This is a genomic window from Streptomyces sp. NBC_01334 (assembly GCF_035983595.1).
GTDB classification, from domain to species: Bacteria; Actinomycetota; Actinomycetes; order Streptomycetales; family Streptomycetaceae; genus Streptomyces; species Streptomyces coriariae.
Map to the genome: position 1 here is coordinate 9,270,555 of NZ_CP130718.1, position 20,578 is coordinate 9,291,132.

General features: G+C 72.9%; 13 protein-coding genes and 1 pseudogene. 10 read left to right on the forward strand and 4 right to left on the reverse strand.

Annotation, left to right across the window (positions count from 1 at the left end; genetic code table 11):
• The first annotated feature begins 190 nt into the window (after window positions 1–190).
• The 7 genes and pseudogenes from OG736_RS41190 to OG736_RS41220 all read left to right on the forward strand — a co-directional run bounded on the left by OG736_RS41190 (window position 191) and on the right by OG736_RS41220 (window position 7,549).
• Window positions 191–1,294: an inositol-3-phosphate synthase gene (locus tag OG736_RS41190; RefSeq protein ID WP_327187852.1), complete on the forward strand. Its 1,104-nt coding sequence runs from the start codon at window positions 191–193 to the stop codon at window positions 1,292–1,294.
• Window positions 1,291–2,316 (forward strand): SCO3242 family prenyltransferase, encoded by a 1,026-nt coding sequence (locus OG736_RS41195; RefSeq protein WP_327187008.1) that lies wholly within the window; start codon window positions 1,291–1,293, stop codon window positions 2,314–2,316. The genes OG736_RS41190 and OG736_RS41195 overlap by 4 nt, the downstream gene beginning before the upstream one ends.
• A pseudogene (locus tag OG736_RS41200) lies at window positions 2,313–3,170 on the forward strand (sugar phosphate isomerase/epimerase family protein); the annotation flags it as partial. The gene OG736_RS41195 and the pseudogene OG736_RS41200, both read left to right, overlap by 4 nt.
• A gap of 262 nt (window positions 3,171–3,432) precedes the next feature.
• The gene (locus tag OG736_RS41205; RefSeq protein WP_327187010.1) at window positions 3,433–4,149 is read left to right on the forward strand and encodes an EboA domain-containing protein; all 717 of its coding nucleotides are present in this window, start codon (window positions 3,433–3,435) and stop codon (window positions 4,147–4,149) included.
• The gene (locus OG736_RS41210) at window positions 4,149–4,997 is read left to right on the forward strand and encodes a TatD family hydrolase (protein ID WP_327187011.1); all 849 of its coding nucleotides are present in this window, start codon (window positions 4,149–4,151) and stop codon (window positions 4,995–4,997) included. Before OG736_RS41205 ends, OG736_RS41210 begins: the two co-directional genes overlap by 1 nt.
• A 3-nt stretch (window positions 4,998–5,000) precedes the next feature.
• Complete coding sequence (gene eboE, locus OG736_RS41215) at window positions 5,001–6,170, forward strand: metabolite traffic protein EboE (RefSeq protein ID WP_327187012.1); 1,170 nt, start codon at window positions 5,001–5,003, stop codon at window positions 6,168–6,170.
• Window positions 6,167–7,549 (forward strand): alkaline phosphatase family protein, encoded by a 1,383-nt coding sequence (locus tag OG736_RS41220; RefSeq protein WP_327187013.1) that lies wholly within the window; start codon window positions 6,167–6,169, stop codon window positions 7,547–7,549. The genes eboE and OG736_RS41220 overlap by 4 nt, the downstream gene beginning before the upstream one ends.
• Window positions 7,550–7,599: 50 nt before the next feature.
• Here the strand turns inward: OG736_RS41220 and OG736_RS41225 are convergent, their stop codons facing one another.
• The 3 genes from OG736_RS41225 to OG736_RS41235 form a co-directional block, all read right to left on the reverse strand.
• Window positions 7,600–7,911, reverse strand: coding sequence for an STAS domain-containing protein (locus OG736_RS41225; RefSeq protein ID WP_327187014.1), 312 nt, complete (start codon window positions 7,909–7,911; stop codon window positions 7,600–7,602).
• Window positions 7,911–11,879, reverse strand: a complete 3,969-nt coding sequence (locus tag OG736_RS41230) for a SpoIIE family protein phosphatase (protein WP_327187853.1) — start codon at window positions 11,877–11,879, stop codon at window positions 7,911–7,913. The genes OG736_RS41225 and OG736_RS41230 overlap by 1 nt, the downstream gene beginning before the upstream one ends.
• Before the next feature lie 409 nt (window positions 11,880–12,288).
• Window positions 12,289–15,675 carry an ATP-binding protein gene (locus tag OG736_RS41235; RefSeq protein WP_327187015.1) on the reverse strand — a complete coding sequence of 1,129 codons (3,387 nt, stop codon included), beginning with the start codon at window positions 15,673–15,675 and terminating at the stop codon, window positions 12,289–12,291.
• Window positions 15,676–15,887: 212 nt separating this feature from the next.
• On the opposite strand from OG736_RS41235, the gene OG736_RS41240 reads away from it, so the two are divergent.
• The 3 genes from OG736_RS41240 (at window position 15,888) to OG736_RS41250 (ending at window position 18,884) form a co-directional block, all read left to right on the forward strand.
• Window positions 15,888–16,526 carry a hemerythrin domain-containing protein gene (locus OG736_RS41240; RefSeq protein ID WP_327187016.1) on the forward strand — a complete coding sequence of 213 codons (639 nt, stop codon included), beginning with the start codon at window positions 15,888–15,890 and terminating at the stop codon, window positions 16,524–16,526.
• Window positions 16,523–17,467, forward strand: a complete 945-nt coding sequence (locus tag OG736_RS41245; RefSeq protein WP_327187017.1) for a pyridoxamine 5'-phosphate oxidase family protein — start codon at window positions 16,523–16,525, stop codon at window positions 17,465–17,467. The genes OG736_RS41240 and OG736_RS41245 overlap by 4 nt, the downstream gene beginning before the upstream one ends.
• Window positions 17,468–17,669: 202 nt before the next feature.
• Window positions 17,670–18,884 carry a ricin-type beta-trefoil lectin domain protein gene (locus tag OG736_RS41250; RefSeq protein WP_327187018.1) on the forward strand — a complete coding sequence of 405 codons (1,215 nt, stop codon included), beginning with the start codon at window positions 17,670–17,672 and terminating at the stop codon, window positions 18,882–18,884.
• 159 nt (window positions 18,885–19,043) lie between these two features.
• On the opposite strand, the gene glpK is transcribed toward OG736_RS41250, so the two are convergent.
• Complete coding sequence (gene glpK, locus OG736_RS41255) at window positions 19,044–20,561, reverse strand: glycerol kinase GlpK (RefSeq protein WP_327187019.1); 1,518 nt, start codon at window positions 20,559–20,561, stop codon at window positions 19,044–19,046.
• Window positions 20,562–20,578 lie beyond the last annotated feature (17 nt).

Sequence of the window (20,578 nt, forward strand, 5' to 3'; positions counted from 1 at the left end):
TCGTCCCATCCGCTCGCGAACTCATTCTCCAACTCCCGGTCGCCTCCTTTGCGTGGCGGCGTGCCGAGAGTGCTGCGTGGTCTGTGTCTCGGGTGGTTTTCGTTTGTCGTCGCTGACGTAGTTTCGGGAGGTTGTCGTGTCTGAGTTCGCCGAGTCGCCCGCTGCTGGTGCCGCTGCTGTCGGCGGTGGGGTGGGAGGTACGGGTGTCTGGTTGGTCGGGGCGCGTGGGTCGGTCGCCACGACGGTGGTCGCGGGGTGTGCCGGGCTGGTGGCGGGGTTCTATCCGGCGACAGGGTTGGTCACGGAGACCGAGGAGTTCGCCGCTGCGGGGCTGCCCGCGCTGTCGTCTCTGGTGTTCGGCGGGCATGACACCGTGGACTGGCCGTTGGTCAAGCGTGCCGAGGTGCTGGGGGAGCAGGGCGTGCTGCCCTACGGGCTGGTGCGCGCGGTGCGTGGTGAACTCGCCGCGGCCGACGAGGAGATCCTGCCGGGAGGACCGGCGGCGGGTGACGACCGCAGCGACGAGGAGCTGACAGCGGCGTTCGCCGCGGACATCGAGGGCTTCACCCGGCGCCGGGGGCTGGCGCGGACGGTGGTGGTCAACGTCGCTTCCACCGAGCCGGTCCCGGTTGCGGACGGGCGGTTGCCGGCGAGCTCGCTGTATGCCGCGGCGGCGTTGCGGGCGGGTTGTGCGTACGTGAATTTCACCCCCTCGGCGGGAGTGGGTCATCCGGCGCTGGAGGAGTTGCGCGGGCGGGCGGGCGTGCCGTGGGCGGGCCGGGACGGCAAGACCGGGCAGACCTTGTTGCGGGCGGTGCTGGCGCCGATGTTCCGCCAGCGTGCCCTGGGCGTGCGGGCCTGGTCGGGGACGAACCTGCTGGGCGGCGGCGACGGCGCGGCGCTGGCCGATCCGGCGGCGGCCGCGGCGAAGAACGCCGGCAAGAACCGGGTCCTCGAGGACAACCTGGGCGCGCTGCCCGAGGGTGAGGTGCACATCGACGAGGTGCCCGCCCTGGGCGAGTGGAAGACGGCCTGGGACCATGTGGCCTTCGAGGGGTTCCTCGGCTCGCGGATGGTCCTCCAGACGATCTGGCAGGGCTGCGACTCCGCGCTGGCCGCACCGCTCGTGCTCGACCTGGCCCGGCTGACCGCCCGCGCCCAGGAAGTGGGGATCGCCGGGGGTCTCGCGGAACTGGGGTTCTACTTCAAGGATCCCGACGGCGGCTCCGCGGCGCTGGCCGAGCAGTACGACGCCCTGGTCGCGTTCGCCGCACGGCTGGCGTGCGGCCGATGAGCGAGCTGCGTGACTGGGCCGAACTGCTGCGGGTCTCGGCGCTGTTCACCGTTCCCGGGGACGCGCTGGCGGGGGCTGCGGCGAGCGGTCGGCGTCCGGGTGCCGCCACCGCCCTGGCCGTCGGTGCCTCGCTGTGCCTGTACGAGGCGGGGATGGCGCTCAACGACTGGGCCGACCGGGACGAGGACGCCGCCGAGCGTCCTCACCGGCCTGTTCCCTCGGGCCGTATCGCTCCCGGGCAGGCGCTGGCGGCGGCCGCCGTGCTGACGGGCGCGGGCCTGGGTCTGGGTTTCGCCGCGGGCCGGCCCACCGGATGGTGCGCGACGGCTCTCGCGGGCACCGTGTGGGCCTACGACCTGCGGCTGAAGCACACCGCGGCGGGCCCGGCGGCGATGGCCTCGGCCCGCGGACTGGACCTGCTCATGGGCGCCGTGGCCACCGTCGGACCGCGCACGGCCCGGCAGTGGCCGTCAGCCGCGCACCCCCCGGCAGGATCCTCCTCGGGCGCTGGGGCGGGCCCATCGGCGGGTGGTACCGCCGGGGCGGTGCGCCGAGCGCTGCTGCCCGCTGCCGTGCTCAGCGCGCACACCTATGCGCTCACCACTGTGTCGCGGGCCGAGACGCGGGGCGGTGCGCGGGGCGGGCCGCTCGCCGCGCTCGGTGTGACGGCCGTCCTCGGCGCCCTGGTCGGCGCCGATGGTCGGACGGGCCCGGCCGCCCGGTGGCGGCGGAGCGGGCGCGCCGGTGAACTCGGTGTGCCCGGTGCGCTGGGCACGCCGGGCGGACTCGGCAGGGCGGTGCTGGCCGGTGGCTATGTGGTCACGGCCGGACGGCCCTTGGTGCATGCCGTGCTCAATCCGTCGCCGCCGCTGACCCAGCGGGCCGTGGGCGGCGGTATCCGGGCGCTGATCCCGCTCCAGGCGGCTCTCGCGGCACGCTCGGGTGCGCCCGTCTCCGCCGCGCTGCTCGCCGGGCTCGCTCCCGTGGCACGCCGGCTGGCCAGGAAGGTGAGCCCCACATGAGTGTCCGTCTGGGCTACGGCACGAACGGCCTGACCGATCTGCGGCTCGATGACGCCCTGGGTGTATTGGCGGAACTCGGCTACGACGGCGTCGGGCTGACGCTGGACCACATGCACCTCGACCCGCTGGGCCCCGGCCTGGCCGGGCGCGTCGCGCGGGTCGCCGACCGGCTCGGCGCGCTCGGCCTGTCCGTCACGGTCGAGACCGGCGGCCGCTACGTCCTCGACCCGCGCCGCAAGCACGGTCCCACCCTGCTGGACGCGGAGCCCGAGGGGCGGGCCGAGCGGAGCGCGCTGCTGGTCACCGCCGTGCAGGTCGCCGCGGACCTCGGCGCTCACGCGGTGCACTGTTTCAGCGGTGTCCGTCCCGCGGGCACGGGCGAGGACGCGGCCTGGGAACTGCTCGGCGCTTCCCTGACCCCGGTCCTCGACGCCGCGGCGCAGGCGGGAGTTCCGCTGGCGATCGAGCCGGAGCCCGGTCACCTGCTGGAGACACTCGCCGGTTTCCACCGGCTGCGCGGGCAGCTCGACGACCATCCGCTGCTCGGTCTCACGCTCGACATCGGCCACTGCCAGTGCCTGGAGCCGCTGCCGCCGGCGGACTGTGTCACCGCGGCGGGACCCTGGCTGCGGCACGTGCAGATCGAGGACATGCGCCGTGGAGTCCACGAACACCTGCCCTTCGGCGACGGCGAGATCGACTTCCCGCCCGTCCTGACCGCGCTGGACGCCACCGGATACCAAGGGCTGACCGTGGTCGAACTGCCCCGCCACTCCCACGCCGGCCCCGAACTCGCACGCTCCTCCATGGAGTTCCTCCGCAACCGGCTCGCCGCACTCGAGAACCGGCATCCCGCCGTCGGCCCGACCCCCACCGGCCCGACCCCCACCGGCCCGACGCCCGCCGCGCTCTTCGCCGACAACGCCGCCCCTGTACTCGCGGCAGTCGGCCCAACTCCGTTCCATCACACTGCTGTTGGACGGACCTCCACCGCGCCGCCCGGCACGTCCGCCGCACCGTCGTCCGCCGCGCGTCCGGCCGCGGGCGCTGCTCCCGGTCCGGCTTCCGCCGCGCTCCGTACCGTGTCCCCGCCGCCGTCCGCTTAAGGAAACCCGCATGTCGGCCATCCGAGAGGAACTGTCCGCCCGCCTCGGCTCCGAGGCTGCCGCCTGGCTCGACGGCGCGCTCGCCGACGCACGTGCCGCCGCGCCCCCCGACCAGGACCTCGCCGAGCCTCCCGCGAGGGACACCGCGTCCCCCGACGCCCCGCCCCCCGAGCCCTTCGCCGGAAACGCCGTGCCTCCCGCCCGGGACGCCACGTCGCCCCGGGGAGTACCCGCGTGGGAGCTGCGGTTCGCCGCGGCCGGCCGGGTGGGTGCCGGCCCGGAGGCCGCGGAGGCGGCCCGGGTGCTGCTGCTGCGCACCGCCCGCCCGGGCGCGGCCGCCGTGGCCCGCCTCTACGACCACGGCAGCGGCGCCGAACGCCGCGCCGTCCTGCTCGCCCTGCCGTACCTGCCCCTCACACCCGGTCAGGGTGTGGCGCTGGTCGAGGACGCGCTGCGCGCCAACGACACCCGGCTCGTGGCGGCGGCCGTCGGCCCCTACGCCGCCGCCCACCTGCCCGCCCACGCCTGGCGGCACGCCGTACTGAAGTGCCTGTTCACCCAGGTACCGCTGGCCGCCGTAGCCGGGCTCGCCGACCGCGCCCGCGGTGACGGCGAACTCGCCCGCATGCTCGCCGACTTCGCCGCGGAGCGCACCGCCGCCGCCCGGCCCGTCCCCGACGACCTGCACCACGCCCTCGCTCTCGCCCTCGCCGCCAAGGAAGCCTGATGCGCATCTTCGACCCGCACATCCACATGACCTCGCGCACCACCGACGACTACCGGGCGATGCACGAGGCCGGGGTGCGTGCCGTGGTCGAGCCCTCCTTCTGGCTCGGCCAGCCGCGCACCTCGCCGGAGAGCTTCCTCGACTACTTCGACGCGCTGCTGGGCTTCGAACCCTTCCGCGCCGCCCAGTACGGCATCGCCCACCACTGCACCATCGCGCTCAACCCCAAGGAGGCCAACGACCCGCGCTGCCTGCCCGTCCTGGAGGAGCTGCCGCGCTACCTCGTCAAGGACGGCGTCGTGGCGGTCGGTGAGATCGGCTACGACTCGATGACGGCGGCCGAGGACTCCGCCCTCGCCGCCCAGCTCGAACTCGCCGCCGAACACGGCCTGCCCGCAATGGTGCACACCCCGCACCGCGACAAGCTCGCCGGACTGCGCCGCACCCTGGACGCCGTGGCGGAGTCCCGCCTGCCCGCCGAGCGGGTGCTGCTCGACCACCTCAACGAGACGACCGTGAAGGAGGCCAAGGACTCCGGCGCCTGGCTGGGCTTCTCCGTGTACCCGGACACCAAGATGGACGAGCACCGCATGGTCGCCGTCCTCGACGAGTACGGACTCGACCGGGTGCTGGTCAACTCCGCCGCGGACTGGGGCAACAGCGACCCGCTGAAGACCCGTAAGGTCGCCGACGCGATGCTCGCCGCGGGCTTCGGCGAGGACGACGTGGACCAGGTGCTGTGGCGCAACCCCGTCGCGTTCTACGGGCTCAGCGGCCGCCTCGTCCTCGAGCCCGCCGAACCCGCGGCCCTGCACGAGGGCAACTCCCTGCTCCGCGGCGGAGAGTGACCCGTGCGCTTCAGCCACCCCGACGGCTCGACCGTCCACCTCGCCTACTGCACCAACGTCCACCCCGCCGAAACCCTCGACGGGGTCATCGCCCAGCTCGGCGCCCACTGCGAACCGGTACGCCGTCGGCTGGGTGTCGAACGCCTGGGCACAGGCCTGTGGTTGGCCCGCGACGCGGTCCGCGCCCTCACCGCGGACCCGGCCGCACCGGGCAGGCTGCGAGCCGAACTCGACCGGCGCGGCCTGGAAGTGGTCACCCTCAACGGTTTCCCCTACGAGGGCTTCGGCGCGGAGGAGGTCAAGTACCGCGTCTACCGGCCCGACTGGAGCGACCCGGAGCGGCTCGCGTACACCACCGACCTGGCCCGGCTGCTGGCCGCCCTGCTGCCCGACGACGTCACCGAGGGCACCATCTCCACCCTCCCGCTGGCCTGGCGCACCGCCTACGACGAAAGCGCCGCACACCGCGCCCACACCGCGCTGAACGAACTCGCCGGCCGCCTGGACGAGCTGTACGAAGCCACCGGGCGCCAGATCCGTGTCGCCCTGGAACCGGAACCGGGCTGTGTGGTGGAGTCCACCGCCGACGCGCTCGCCCCGCTCGCCGCGCTGCCCGCCCACCGCATCGGCCTGTGCCTGGACACCTGCCACCTCGCCACCGGCTTCGAGGAGCCCGTCGACGCGCTGGCCGCCCTGGACCGGGCCGGCATCACGGTGTTCAAGACCCAGCTGTCCGCGGCCCTGCATGCCGCCGACCCCCGCGATCCGGCCGTACGCGCGGCGCTCGCCGCCTTCGACGAACCGCGCTTCCTGCACCAGACCCGGGCCCGCGTCCTCGGGACCCTGCACGGCACCGACGACCTCGGCCAGGCGCTGACCGAGGGCGCGCTGCCGGACATCGTGCCCTGGCGCGCCCACTTCCACGTCCCGCTGCACGCACCCCCCGCTCCACCGCTGACCTCCACCCTGGACGTGCTGCGCGACACCCTGAGCGTCCTGCTCGGCGGCCCGCACCCGCGTACCCGCCACCTCGAGGTCGAGACCTACACCTGGCAGGCCCTGCCCGCCCGCTCCCGCCCCACCACCGACGCCGCCCTCGCCGACGGCATCGCCGCCGAACTCAGCCTCGCGGCCGACCTGCTGGCCGACCTCGGACTCAAGGAGCAGCAGTGACCACCAGCCCCACCCCCCTGCTCGTCCTGGATGTGGTGGGCCTGACCCCCGCGCTCCTGGACCACATGCCCCATCTCAAGACACTGGCCGGCCGCGGTTCGCAGGCCGAGCTGGGCACGGTGCTGCCGGCTGTCACCTGTGCCGCGCAGTCCACCTTCCTCACCGGCACGCTCCCCGCGGAGCACGGCATCGTCGGCAACGGCTGGTACTTCCGCGAGCTCGGCGACGTCCTGCTGTGGCGTCAGCACAATGGTCTCGTGGCCGGTGACAAGCTGTGGGACGCCGCCCGGCGGGCGTATCCCGGGTACACGGTCGCCAACGTCTGCTGGTGGTACGCCATGGGCGCCGACACCGACTACACCGTCACCCCCCGTCCGGTCTACTACGCCGACGGCCGCAAGGAACCCGACTGCTACACCCGCCCGGCGTCCCTGCACGACGAACTCACCGAGAAGCTCGGCACCTTCCCCCTCTTCCACTTCTGGGGACCGGGCGCCGGCTTGCCGTCCAGCGCCTGGATCATCGGCGCGGCCCGGCACCTCAACCGCACCCGCCGTCCCGACCTGACCCTGTGCTACGTGCCCCACCTGGACTACGACCTCCAGCGCTTCGGCCCCCGCGACCCACGCTCGCTGCAGGCCGCCGCCGACCTCGACACCGAACTGGCCCCGCTGCTGGAGGAAGCCGCGGCGGAGGGCCGTACGGTCGTCGTGCTGTCCGAGTACGGCATCACCCGGGTGAGCAGGCCCGTCGACATCAACCGCGCCCTGCGCCGCGCGGGCCTGCTCGAGGTGCACACCCAGGACGGCATGGAGTACCTCGACCCGATGGCGTCCCGTGCCTTCGCCGTGGCCGATCACCAGCTCGCCCACGTCTACGTGCGCCGGCCCGAGGACCTGCCCCGCGTGCGGGAGGTGCTGGAGGAACTGCCCGGTGTCGGTGAACTCCTCGGCGACGAGGGCAAGAAGAAGCACGGTCTCGACCACCCGCGCTCCGGTGAACTCGTCGCCGTGGCGGAGCCGGACGCCTGGTTCACGTACTACTACTGGCTCGACGACGCCCGCGCGCCCGACTTCGCGCAGCTGGTGGAGATCCACCGCAAGCCCGGCTACGACCCGGCCGAGCTGTTCATGGATCCCCTCGACCCCTATGTGAAGGTCAAGGCGGCGGGTGCGCTGGCCCGCAAGAAGCTCGGCCTGCGCTACCGCATGGCGGTGGTGCCCCTCGATCCGTCACCTGTTCGGGGCAGCCACGGCAGGCTGCCGCAGCGTGCCGAGGAGGGGCCCGTCCTGCTGTGTTCACGCCCCGGTGAGGTCGCCGGTTCTCTCGCCGCCACGGAGGTCAAGCCGTTGCTGCTGCGACTGGCGGGCGTCGCCTGACGGCTGAAGCCGGTGCCGCGCGTGTCGGCCGTGCGGCACCGCCGCCGCCCTCACGCGGTGGCGGTGCCGTCCGACCTCGGGGGCCGGACCGTGACGAGACGGGTGAGGCCGGACACCGACAGGACCCGTTCGAGCAGCGGGCCGGCGATGAGTTCGACGCGGTCGGCGTGGGCGAACAGGACGTTGAGCCCTGCGCTGTCGAGGTATTCCACATCCGTCAGGTCGACGACGACCGGCCCCGGTACGCCGTCGATCGCGTCGGCGAGGGCGCCGCTGTTGCTCATGTCGATCTCCCCCGCGACGGTCAGCAGGGTGCCGCCGTCGGAGTGTCCGCCCCGCGTGAGAGTCAGCTGAGTGGGCATCACAGGATCCTCGTGTGCATCTCGACGGTGGTGCCCAGGGGGCCGGGAACGATGGTCACATGGTGCGACAGAGCCTTCATGATGCTGATCCCCCGGCCGCGGTGGGGCGATCCGGCCGGATCGCCGGGCTTCCAGATTCCGGTGTCCGCCACGATCACCCGGACGGTGTCGGAGGAAGCGTCGGCGTGCAGGCGGATGGTCCCGTCGGGGGAGGCCCGGTGGCCGTGTTCCACGGCGTTGGCACAGGCCTCACCGGCGGCGATCAGCACGTCCTGGGCGGTGCGCCGGGGCAGGTCGCACCGGGTGAGCCACTCGCGCAGGGCGTGACGCGCGACGGCGAGCTGGCCGGACTCCGCCGGAAAGGAGAACCGCAGCGGGCCCGGATGTCGGTAGAGCAGGAGGGCCACGTCGTCGTCGTAGCCGCCGGCGGGGGCCAGCTCGGACATGAGAAGGTCGGCCAGCTCACGGGCGGCGAGGTCGCGGCCGTCCCGCAGCACCTCGCCGGCCCGGGCGATGCCCACGTCCAGCGACTGCCGCCGACGCTCGACGAGACCGTCGGTGTAGACCAGGAGCGAGGAGCGGGAGGGGAGCTGACAGACGTGCTCGGGGCGTTCGTGGGAGGGGCGGACGCCGAGAGGGAGCGCGTGTCCGCCTTCGAGCAGGTGGGTGCCGCCGTCCGGGAGCGCGAGGACGCTCGGCGGGTGGCCGGCGCTCGAGTAGGTGAGGCTTCCCGTCCGCGGGTCGAGAACGCCGCAGAAGACGGTCGTGCACATGGCGCCGGGGATGCCCTTGGCGAAGTGGTCGAGAGCCATGAGCGTGCTGGCGGGCCCGAGATCCTGGAGGAACAGGGCACGGCAGGCACTGCGCAGCTGGCCCATCACGGTGGCCGCCTGCAGCCCGCGTCCGACGCAGTCGCCGACCACGATGCCGATCCGGTCGTCCGGCAGCGCGATGACGTCGTACCAGTCGCCGCCGATCTCCAGCGGTGGCGTGGCCGGCTCGTAGCGGGCCGCGAAGCCCTCGGGCAGCAGCGAGGGGCCGAGGATCGCGCGCTGCAGGGCGAGAGCGGTCTCGCGCTGCTGATCGATCTGGTGGGCGCGGGTGAGTGCCTGGGCCAGATGGCCGCCGAGGAGCGCCAGCAGCAGTTCGTCCTCGCGGCCGAAGCGGCGCGCCGGCTCCAGCTCGATCCACAGGGCCATCGGGCCCTCGGGGTGTTCGAGCAGGATCCCGGCCCCGCTCTCACCGACGACGGGGGTGAGTACGGGGTGGTTCTGCAGGTCGCTGATGGCCCGTCGGCGCTCGGCCGGGATGTCCTGCCAGGTCAGCGGGCGGGTGGCGGTGAGGTGCGGGTGGCCGTCCGCGGTGAGGACCGCCGACAGGACGTGTTCGGCGTGCCACAGCTCCCGGAGGCGGTCCAGAGCCGCCGTGAGCGCCTGGTGGAGGCCGGCGGTCTCGGCGAGGCGGGTGCTGAGCGAGGCGAGGGCGCTCTCGCGCTGGACGGCATGCCGTTCGGCCGTGACGTCGCGGAACGTACCCACGATCATCCGACGTCCGCTGTCGGGATCGCGGGCGTCGTTGAAGGCGGCTCTGACATACAGCCGGTGCCCGTCCCGATGGATGAGGGGAAGGGTGTGGTTGCCGTGGCCATGGGTGAGCAGGTGGGCGAAGGCGTCGGCCACCGTCCGGTGGGCCGCGGGGTCGGTCGTGGCATCCGGCCACCATGGGTGGTCCGGTGCGTAGGGCACCCCCTCGGGGCCGTGGCCGAGCATGGTGGCGAACGCGGCGTTGACCTCGAGGACGGTGCCGGTGTCGTCCATGACGAGCAGGGCTTCCTGGAGCGAGTCCACCAGTGCGGCGCGCCACCGTACGTGGTGGGTGCGCAGCCTTGCCAGTTCCACGTTGGCACGCACCCGGGCCAGCAGTTCGGCCGCGGCGAAGGGTTTGACGAGGTAGTCGTCCGCGCCCGCCGACAGTCCCTCGATGGACGCCTCCTGGCCTGCCCGTGCGGACAGCAGCAGAACGGGGACCGAGGCGGTCCGGGTGTCCGATCGCAGGGCGCCGACCAGGGCGAGGCCGTCCATCAGCGGCATCATCACATCGCTGACTATCAGGTCCGGAGCCTCGGCGCGGGCGGCGGCCAGGGCCGCAAGACCGTCGCTCACCGCGTCGGCCCGGTAGCCGGCGCCGGTGAGGATGCGGACCAGGTACTCGCGCATGTCGGCGTTGTCGTCGGCGACCAGGACGCGTGCGCGCACGGCCGATCCGGAGGCGGCGGAAGGGGACGAGGTGTCGTGCGTGGCCTTGTCCCGCACGGCCGTGCCGCGGTCGGCCGGGAGCCAGCGCAGGGCCTCCTGAACGTAGGGGACGGCGGCGGCCGACGCGGGGCGGGTCCGGGACGACTCGTGGACGGACTCCGCGGGCAGGTGCGCGGACCCGAACGGCAGCCGGACGGTGAGACGCGTACCCCGGTTCGGGGCGCTGTCCGCCGTGATGGTGCCGCCGTGCAGCAGGACCAGTTCCCGGACGAGGGCCAGGCCGATGCCGCTGCCCTCGTGGGAGCGGGCACGGACCCCGCTGATCCGGTGGAAGCGTTCGAACAGGTGTGGCATCTCGTGCGCCGCGATGCCGACACCGGTGTCGGAGACCGTCACCACCGCCCGGTCGTCCTCCTCACGGACCGTGACGCCGAGGGAACCGTCGAAGGTGAACTTGAGCGCGTTGCTCAGCAGGTTCAGCATCACCTTCTCCCACATGTCCCGGTCGACGTGGACGGGCCGGTTCAGCGGGGGGCAGTCGACGACGAGCTCGAGGCCGGCCCTGTCGACGGCGGACCGGAAGACGCTGGTGAGTTCGGCGGTCAGCGCGGCCAGCTCCACCGGTTCGTAACAGGCCTGGACACGGCCTGCCTCGATGCGGGAGAAGTCCAGGAGGGTGTTGACCAGTTTTCCCAGGCGCAGTGCGTTGCGCTGGATCGCGTCCAGTTCCTGCCGGACCTCCACGTCGGCGTCCGCGAGGTGCCTCTGCAACTCCTCGACCGGCCCGGAGATCAGCGCGAGAGGGGTGCGGAACTCGTGGCTGATGTTGGAGAAGAACGTGGTCTTGGCACGGTCGAGTTCGGCCAGCTCCTCCGCTCGCCGCTGCTGCGCACGGTAGCTGCGGGCGGAGGCGATCCCCGCGGCGAGGTATCCGGCGACGAGTTCGACGAACCCCCGGTGCTCCTCGTCGAGGGCACGGTATCTGTTCAGCGCGGCGACGAGGAAGCCGTAGGGCGCGCCACCCGGTTGCACCAGCGGCACGACCAGGGCCTGTTCGGGCGGCTGTGCCCAGGCGCCGGCGGGCAGGTCGCCGAAGAGGCCGGCGTCCAGCCGCACGCACACGGACGCGCCGTCCGCGACGGCTGCCACGGGCCACGGCCCGGAGTCCTTCGGCGACAGCAGTTCCGGAGCAGCCGGACGGCCCGTCGGCCAGCCCGTCGTGCAGGCCAGACGTGCGCCGTCCTCGTGCAGGAGGTAGGTGAGGGTGAACGGCAGGTCCGCGAGGTTGCGTTCGAGCTGACGGCCGAGGAAGGCGAGCGTCTCCGTCTCCGTACGTACGACGCTCGGGTCGGAGCCCAGATCGCGCAGGGTCGCCATCCGGCGTGCGCCCACCACGCGTTGGGTCTCCTCGCTGACCACGCACAGCATGCCCACCACGGCGCCCGCGTCGTCTCGCAGCGGGCTGTAGGAGAAGGTGTGGTAGGTCTCCTCCCGGTATCCGGACCGTTCCAGGAACAGCAGCAGCGCCTCGTCCCAGGTCGCTTCGCCCGAGGCGAGGACGTGGTCGATACGGGGGCCGACGTCGGACCAGATCTCCGACCAGACCTCGCGGGCCGGGCGCCCCAGTGCCCACGGATACTTGCGCCCCAGTGTGTTGCGCCGATAGGCGGCGTTGCAGAGGAACGTGAGATCCGGTCCCCAGGCCATCCACATGGAAAAGCGCGACGACAGCAGGATGCGTACCGCCGTCAGCAGGCTCTGGGACCAGTCGGCCGGTGCGCCGAGGGACGTGGACGCCCAGTCGACGGTGGCGAGGTCGCCGCCGATGTCCGGATCGGCGGCGAACGCCTCCGTCCAGTCGGCTCCGCTCGGATCATTCACACCTCTGTCCGCGTAGGCCACCTGATACCCGCTTCTCGTCTGTGATCGGTTGGCAAGACGCACACGACCCGCACCGGAGTCGTGCCGGCTTCCCCTGCTGATCCTTGTTGCCACTGCACCGCGTTCGTCCGCCCAGGACTCCGACAAATCTATTCCGCCGGGTCGGCGGATCCGGATGCATCGCCGATTTCCGATCAACGTCCGTTCGTTCTGCGGTCGGCGCGGCACGGTCGGGAGCGACCTACGTCGCGAGGGTCCGCCGCCGTGCACGCGCCGCGGACAGCTCCGCGGCGGCTCGGCGGGCACTCTCGGCGAGATGGGGTGAGCCCCACGCGAGGGCCGTGCGTTCGGCCAGCGCGTAGTTCTCGGCCGCGGCCCGTTCCTCGTCGAGGAGCCGGTACAGGTCCGCGAGGGCGTGGGCGAGAGGACGGGTCGCGTAGACCGCGCCGGCCGCTCCGGCCAGCTGGTGCCGGAGCGGCAACAGGTGCTCGACCAGCTCGGCGGCGGTGTCCTGGTCGTGGTGGAGGACGGCGAGCTGGGAGCGGAAGTCGAGTTCCACGCCGTAGAGGTGGTCGGTGACGGGCTCCGCGGGAAAGCTCACGGCCTGCGCCTCGTCGAGCCTGCCGAGGCGGGCCAGAACGAGAGCGAGTGCCACCCCGACCGGGGCACCGACGGAGTCGTACACGGCGCGCATCACCGGCTCGATCTCGGCCGTACGGTCCTGGGCGAGCCGGATGGTGGTCAGTCCCAGTGTGCGCAGGCCCTGGGCATGGTGTGCCCCCACGCGCTGCAACAGGACGTCGGCCTCGGCGTACCAGGACTCAGCCTCCTCGAAGCGGCCCGCGACACCCGCCAGCATGGCCGAGGTGGCGGCGTTGATGCCCTGCGCCCACACCATCCGGTAGCGGTGCGCGAGCACCAGGCCCTGCGCGTTGTGCCGGCGTACCGCGGCCGGATCGTTGAGGGTGGCGGCGGTCATGGCGTCGAGGTTCTGGCACACCCAGCGGTAGGCGGGGAGGTCGTGCGCACGGGCGAGCTCGCGCAGTTCGGCGACCAGAGGCGGCCGTGCGTCACCCGGCGCCTCGTGCGGGAGCAGCTTGGCGGAGGTCATCAACGCGGCGGCCAGCAGCCGCGGTTCGCCGTTCGCGCGGGCCAGCCGCAGTTGCGTGCGCGCCGCCTCCAGGGCCCGGGGCGGGTCCACGGCGGCCACCGCGTCGACGAGAGCCTGGAGCACACCCGCGCGGGCGGGATCGTCCAGGTCCGGATCGGACGCCAGCTCCTCGAGCCGGGCCAGCAGCGCGGGGTCGTAGGAGCCTCCCAGCCTGCTGTGCCAGGGGGAGGGTTCGATCCAGGCCCCGAAGACCGCCGCGACCAGGTCGCCCCGGTCGGCCTGCTCGGCCAGTTCGACGGCCCGCTGCCGGGTGCGCCGGGCCGCGTCCGTCGACCCCGACCGGACCTGCGCGCCGAGCAGCCGCACCAACAGGGCGACCGCGCGGTCGGGTTGTGCGTCCAGGCCGCCCGAGGCGGTGGTGTGCACCTCGATCGCCTGCTGGATCAGCCCCACGGCGATGTCGTGGGCGTAGCGCCGCTCGGCGACCTCGGCCGCCCGCAACGCGTAGCGCACGGCCAGGGGCGCGTCCGCGGGGTTGCCCGCATGCGTGAAGTGGTGTGCCAGAGCGGCGAAGTCGTCGGGGCGATGGCGGCGCAGCACCTGGGCGATGCGTGCGTGCAGGCGTGAACGCCGTACGCCGGACAGGTCGGTGTAGACGGTGTCGCGGACCAGCGCGTGCACGAACCGGACGCGGCCGGGTCCCGGCGCCGTCAGCAGATCCGCGGCCAGGGCGGCGTCGAGCCCCTCCAGCATCTCGTCCTCGGCCGTGTCGGCCGCGTCGACCAGGAGGGACACATCGGCTTCCAGCCCCACTGCGGCAGCCAGTTGGACCGCGGACCGGGCCGCGGCAGGCAGCAGGGCCAGGCGTCTTCGCAGGACGTCTCGGACGCCCTGGGGGACTTCGGAGATCGCGACCAGGGCGCCCTCGCTCGCCAGCAGACGTGCGCTCTCCAGGACGTAGAACGGATTGCCGCCGGTCCGTTCGGCGAGCGCCGCCACCGTCGCCGCGTCGACGGACGCGCCGCAGACGGTGTCGACCATGGTGGCGACGTCCCGCGGCGGCAGGCCGCCGAGCGCGACCCGGTGCGGCGCGCCGGGGGCGAGGTGGGCGAGCGTCTTGACCAGCTGCTCACCCACCTCCGCCGGACGGTAGCTGGCGACGGTCAGCAGGGGCACGTCGGTGACCGCGGCCGCCGCTTCGAGCAGGGCGAGCGTCTCGCTGTCGGCGCGGTGCAGATCCTCCAGGACGACGGCCAGCGGCGCCTCGGCGGCCGCGGCACGCAGCCAGGCGGCGAGCGCCCGGTGCATCCGGAAGCGGCCGGCGGTCGCCTCGTCCGGGCTCGTGGCGGCCACACTCTCCGGCTTGCGCAGCAGAGCCGCCAGTTCCTCGGGCCGAGCCGGCGGCAGTTCCCGGGCGAGCGTGCCGAGCGCCTCCACCCACGCCCAGGCGGGCGGCGCACCCTCGTACTCCGGGCAGTGCCCGACCACCACCCGCCAGCCACCGGACCGCAGACGGCACTCGAGTCGGCCGAGCAGGGCGGACTTGCCCGCCCCGGCCTCGCCGGTGACCAGCACCACGCCGCCATGGTGCCGAGCGGCTCGCGCGGCGGCGTCCACGGCGCGCAGTTCACCGCTCCTGCCGACGAACAGGTGCTGCCCGGGCCGTCGCGGTCCGGCGACGGCGGGGCCCGGCTCGGTCACGGCCGGCTCAGGGGCGTGCACGGGCGCGGGAAGAGCGAGAAGGGGACCGGACACGGACGCGCGCAGGACATCGAGCCGCTGGGCGAGCACGGCGCGCTCCAGCTCCGCCAGCATGGGACCGGGGTCGCAGCCGAGTTCCTCACGCAGCGCCCCCGCGGCACGGCGCAGCGAGGAGAGCGCGTCGGCCTGCCGGCCGCAGGCCCAGTGGGCGAGGACGAGCAGCCGCCATCCCTCCTCCCGCAACGGGCTCTCCGCGACGAGGAGTTCGGCCGCCAGAGCCGCCTCGGCCGCCCGTCCGGTACGAAGATCGGCGGCTACGGCGAGTTCGCGGGCCTCGGCACGCAACCCGGTCAGGAAGGCCACCTCCGACGCCGCCCACTCCTCGTCCGCGTGCTCCGCGAAGGCCGGCCCCCGCCACCACCCGAGCGCCTCGGCGAGCAACCCCCGGGCCTCCTCGGCCGACGCGCGACGCGCGAGGTTCACCCGCTCCTCGAAACGCCAGGCGTCCACGGCGTGCTGGGGCAGCCGCAGCGCGTACCCCGGGGGAGCGGTGACCAGTACGGTCGCCGGGGCGCGCGCGGGCCGCCCCGGCTCGAGCGAGCGACGCAGGTTCGACACGTAGGCGTGCAGGGACACCGTGGCCTTCGCCGGCGGCGCTCCCCGCCACAGTTCCTCCGCCATCCGGTCGACCGGGACGACGCTGCCACGGGCAGCTATCAGCAGCGACAGGACAGCCCGCTGCCGCGGAGTACCCAGTTCGACCGGCCTACCCCCGACATCGGCGCCCAGCGAACCCAGGACTCGAATGTGCAGCACGGCGCGCGAATCTACCCGAGTTGCCGGTCCGGCCCGTCAACAGACGATAAACGCGACGCTCACCGGCTCCAAGTGGCGCTCCAAGCAGACGCCAAGAAGGAGCCGGACCCTGGGAGGCTGTTGCCGAAAACTGATCGCTGGAGCCAGCAAGCGTGTCCCCCGACAGCACCATTGACGAACCTTCCACAGCAGCGCGTCCCTACACCCACGAGATGATCGTGGTCCACCGGATCTTCCGCCGCGAGTCGGCGCTTCTTCCCCGGCTGGTGCGTGCCGTGCCCGACGGCGGGACGGCACGCGCGACGAAGGTCGCGCAGCACCTGCGCGAGTACCTCGAAGGTCTGCACAGCCACCACTCCCTCGAGGACGAGCTCGTCTGGCCGCTGCTGCGTGAGCGCGCCCCGGACGACCGACTCGTCGTCCGCATGGAGGAACAGCACCGGCGCATCGACAAGAGCCTGGTGGCCGTCACCGACTGGATACCCGCATGGGAACGAGCGGCCGACCACATCGCCGGTGAGGAACTGGCGCTCGCCCTGGACGAGCACCGCGCCGCGCTGCTCGAACACCTCGACGACGAGGAGCGGCTGGTCCTTCCGCTGATCGCCGAGCACCTGACGGTCGCCGAATGGGACCTGGTCGGCCGACGCGGACTGGAGCGGATCCCCAAGGACAAACTCCTGCTCGCCCTCGGCGCGATCCTCGAGGAGGCCACGCCGGAGGAGCGCGCCTGCTTCCTCGGCAGAACCCCGCCGATCGGTCGCCTGCTGTGGAAGGCCGTCGGCCGGCGCCGGTACGCCACTGCCTGCCGCGCCCTGCGCGCCCCTCTGGACGGGGGAGCAGGACGGTGACCGTACTCGACTCCGCCCCGCACGACGTCCTCGACGCCTACCGCACCTGCGAGTTCGTCACGCTCGGCCGCGACGGCACGCCGCTGGCCTGGCCCACGGCCGTGCGCCGCCGCGAGGACGGGACACTCCTGCTGACCACGTCACTGGCGTTCGCGCAGAAGGCCCTGAACGTACGCCGGGACGGACGCGTCGCCCTGCTGTTCTCCGATTCCACCGGCAGCGGCATCGACCACGCTCCGCAGGTCTTCGTCGCCGGACGCGCCGCCTGTCCCGACCAGATCATGACGGGGCCTCAGGGCGCCGAGGACTACTGGCGGATGCTCTTCGAGCGGCAGCCGCACAGCCGCTCGTACGTGACCGCTCCGATGCGGCGGCTGATGGACTGGTACTACCTGCGCCTGCTGATCACCGTGACTCCCGAGCAGGTGATCGTACGGCCACCGCTCCCGCCGCTCCCATCGAGCTCCGTGCCCGAGCAGGCCGGCCCGCGCGGGCGGAACCCGCTGCCGGGAGCCGACCGGCTCGCCCGTTTTCCGAGCGCGGTCCTGGCCGCCCGCGACGCCTTCGGGGTGCCCGTACTCGCACGGACGCGGCCGGTACCGACGGACGACGGCTTCGTGGTGGACGTACCGTCCGACTGCGCCGCCGTGCCGGGCCCCGCGTCGCTGCTGGTGCACCGGCACGACGACCGGCTCAACCACATGGACAACGCGCTCGTCCGCGGCGAGCTGCGGATGAGCGGCGACGGCCTGCTGCTGGTTCCCACCAAGGTGGTGGAGCCGATGGGTTCGGGACGTCCGACCGACGCGGTGCGGCTCCTGCGCCGGACGAAGCGCACCACCCGCCGCTACCTGGAACAGCGTGGCCTGCAACGGCCTCGGGTGCAGTGGGACGAATTCAGGGCCCTCGCGACATCGGTACGGCAGCGGCGCGACGCCTGACCGCGCGGCCGGCTGCACGCCTGCCTGACTGACATTCCTGTGCGCTCGACCGGGTGAGGGCCGTCCCGCACCCGGTCGAGCGCCGCCGGTACCCATGCTCAACCCGGGCGGCTCTGCCCGTCTGCCCGTCTGTCCGTCGGCCTGTCTCCGACGCCGTGCCGACCGCGTACGAATCCATCGACTCCACCATCGGAAGGACGCCATGACGGCAGACCCCGGCGAGCGCACGGCCGACGTCGCCGACGCCGCTCAGGACGAGCACGCTCCGGCATGTCTCGGGACCGCCACGGAGCCCGGGGCCTCCGCTGGGGCCGACGATGCCGCCGAGACGCAAGCCGCCGAGTCGCGCTCCCCCCTGCCCAGGCGGAGCATGTTCTCCGGACGCGCCGGAGTACCCCGGCGCAGTGCGATGACGGAGGCGCGGATGGCCGCCGTGCGGGTCGTGGAGCCCGACCCGGTGGAGCAGCCCGGTCCGGGAGCGGAGCCGGCCCACGGTCCCGGGGTCGATCTCGACCCCCGAACCCGGCCCGAGCCCGAGCCCGCCCTCGGGTCCGCGAGCGGCGATCTTCTCGTTGCGCATACGGCGGCCACCGCTTCCGACACCGCTGCCCGGACCGATCGGCGCCGCCTCAACAAGGGCGTGCTGGCGGGGGCAGCCGTCGCGGGCGTGATCCTCATCGCCGTGCCCTTCCTGGTCGGCGCCGTCGGCGACGACGGTGACAAGCGAGGCTCCGCATCCGGCGCCACCGCGGACAGCGACCTCGGCGACCACGGAACCGGTGACGCCCCGGACGCGTTCGGCTCGGCGTCCCCGTCGTCGGACTCCAAGTCGCACCTGACGAGCGTCGGCTCCACAGGGAAAGCCGGCAACAAGGGTGTCGAGGGGGCGGACGGTGCGGACGGGGACTTGGGAAAGAAGGGTGGTGACGGGGACCCGTCCTCGTCACGGTCGACGGACACGACCAAGTCGACGACCACCGCAACGTCCTCGTCCGGCCACACATCGACGGGCACCGGCGGGGCCACCACCGCCTCGGGGGTGTCGATCCGGAGCCACGCCTCGGGCAAGTGCATCGACGTGAGCGGCGGAGAGTCCAAGGACGGCGTGCCTCTGGACATCCTCGACTGCGCGTCGGCCGCCCGGATGAGCTGGACCTTCGCGTCGGACGGCACCGTACGTGCGCTGGGCAGGTGCATGGACGTCGCCTGGGGGGCGACGGGCAACGGCGCGAAAGTCCAGCTCGCGGACTGCAACGGCGATCCCGCCCAGCAGTTCCGGCTCAACGACGCCCACGACCTCGTCAACCGGCAGGCCGACAAGTGCGTGGACGTCACGGACGCCAGGACCGCCGACGGCACCGGGCTCCAGATATGGGACTGCACCGGAGCCGACAACCAGAAATGGAGCAAGGGCTGAGGGCCACCGACGGCCAGGTAGATCGACGATGAACTCCGTCTGCCCTCCAGCGGCACCCCCTACGGCTGCGACGGCTGGGAGTACGCCGAGGCCTGACCAGGGAGAAGACGGTGAAGGGGGCGGACCCTCGGGCCCGCCCCCTTCACCGTCTTCGTCGGTCTACTCGACCTTGGCCCAGTCGAGCGTGCGCTCCACCGCCTTCTTCCAGCCCGCGTATCCTTCCGTGCGCTGGTCGTCGGACCACTGGGGCTCCCAGCGCTTGGACTCCTGCCAGTGGGTGCGCAGCTCGTCGGTGTCGCGCCAGAAGCCGGTGGCCAGACCCGCCGCATAGGCGGCGCCGAGCGCGGTGGTCTCGGCGACGACCGGACGGCTGACCGGCACGCCGAGGACGTCGGCCTGGATCTGCATGCACAGGTCGTTGGCCGTGACGCCGCCGTCCACCTTGAGCACGTCGAGGTGGACTCCGGAGTCCTGCTCCATGGCCTCGACCACGTCGCGGCTCTGGTAGCAGATGGACTCCAGGGTCGCCCGGGCCAGGTGGCCGTTGTCGTTGTAGCGGGCGAGACCGACGATCGCGCCGCGGGCGTCGGAGCGCCAGTACGGAGCGAACAGGCCCGAGAAGGCGGGAACGAAGTACATCCCGCCGTTGTCCTCGACGGTGCGCGCCAGCGTCTCGCTCTCCGCCGCGTCGTTGATGATCTTCATCTGGTCGCGCAGCCACTGCACCGCCGACCCGGTGACGGCGATGGAGCCCTCCAGGGCGTAGATCGCCGGGCTGTCGCCGAACTGGTACGCCACGGTGGTCAGCAGACCGTGCTGCGAACGGACCAGCTCCGTACCGGTGTTGAGGACCAGGAAGTTGCCCGTGCCGTAGGTGTTCTTGGCCTCGCCCGGCGCATAGCAGACCTGTCCCACCGTGGCCGCCTGCTGGTCGCCGAGCACCCCGGTGATGGGGATGGCGGCGCGCAGCGGCCGGGAGGAGCGGGTCACGCCGAACGCCTCGCGGTGGGAGGACGGGTTGATGGTGGGCAGCATCTGCCGGGGGATGTCGAAGAAGCCCAGCAGCTCGTCGTCCCAGTCGAGGGTCTCCAGGTCCATCAGCATGGTGCGGCTGGCGTTGGTCACGTCGGTGGCGTGGACACCGCCGTCGGGGCCGCCGGTCAGGTTCCAGAGCACCCAGGCGTCCGTGTTGCCGAAGAGGGCGTGCCCCTGTTCCGCCGCCTGGCGGACGCCGTCGACGTTCTCCAGGATCCACTGGATCTTGCCGCCGGAGAAGTAGGTCGCCGGCGGCAGCCCCGCCTTGCGGCGGATCACGTCGCCCTGGCCCGAGCGTTCCAGGGCCGCCGCGATGGAGTCGGTGCGGGTGTCCTGCCAGACGATGGCGTTGTAGTAGGGACGTCCGTTGCGCGGGTCCCACACCACGGTGGTCTCCCGCTGGTTGGTGATGCCGATCGCGGCCAGATCCTCGGGGGAGAGGTTGCCGTGTCGCAGCGCGTTCTGCATCACCGAGTTGGTGCGCTCCCAGATCTCCACCGGGTCGTGCTCGACCCACCCCGAGCGCGGAAGGATCTGGGCGTGCTCCAGCTGGTGCTTCGCCACCTCGTTGCCGGAGTGGTCGAAGATCATGAATCGGGTGCTGGTGGTGCCTTGGTCCACCGCGCCCACGAAGTCAGCCATGGGTTGCCGCCTCTGCT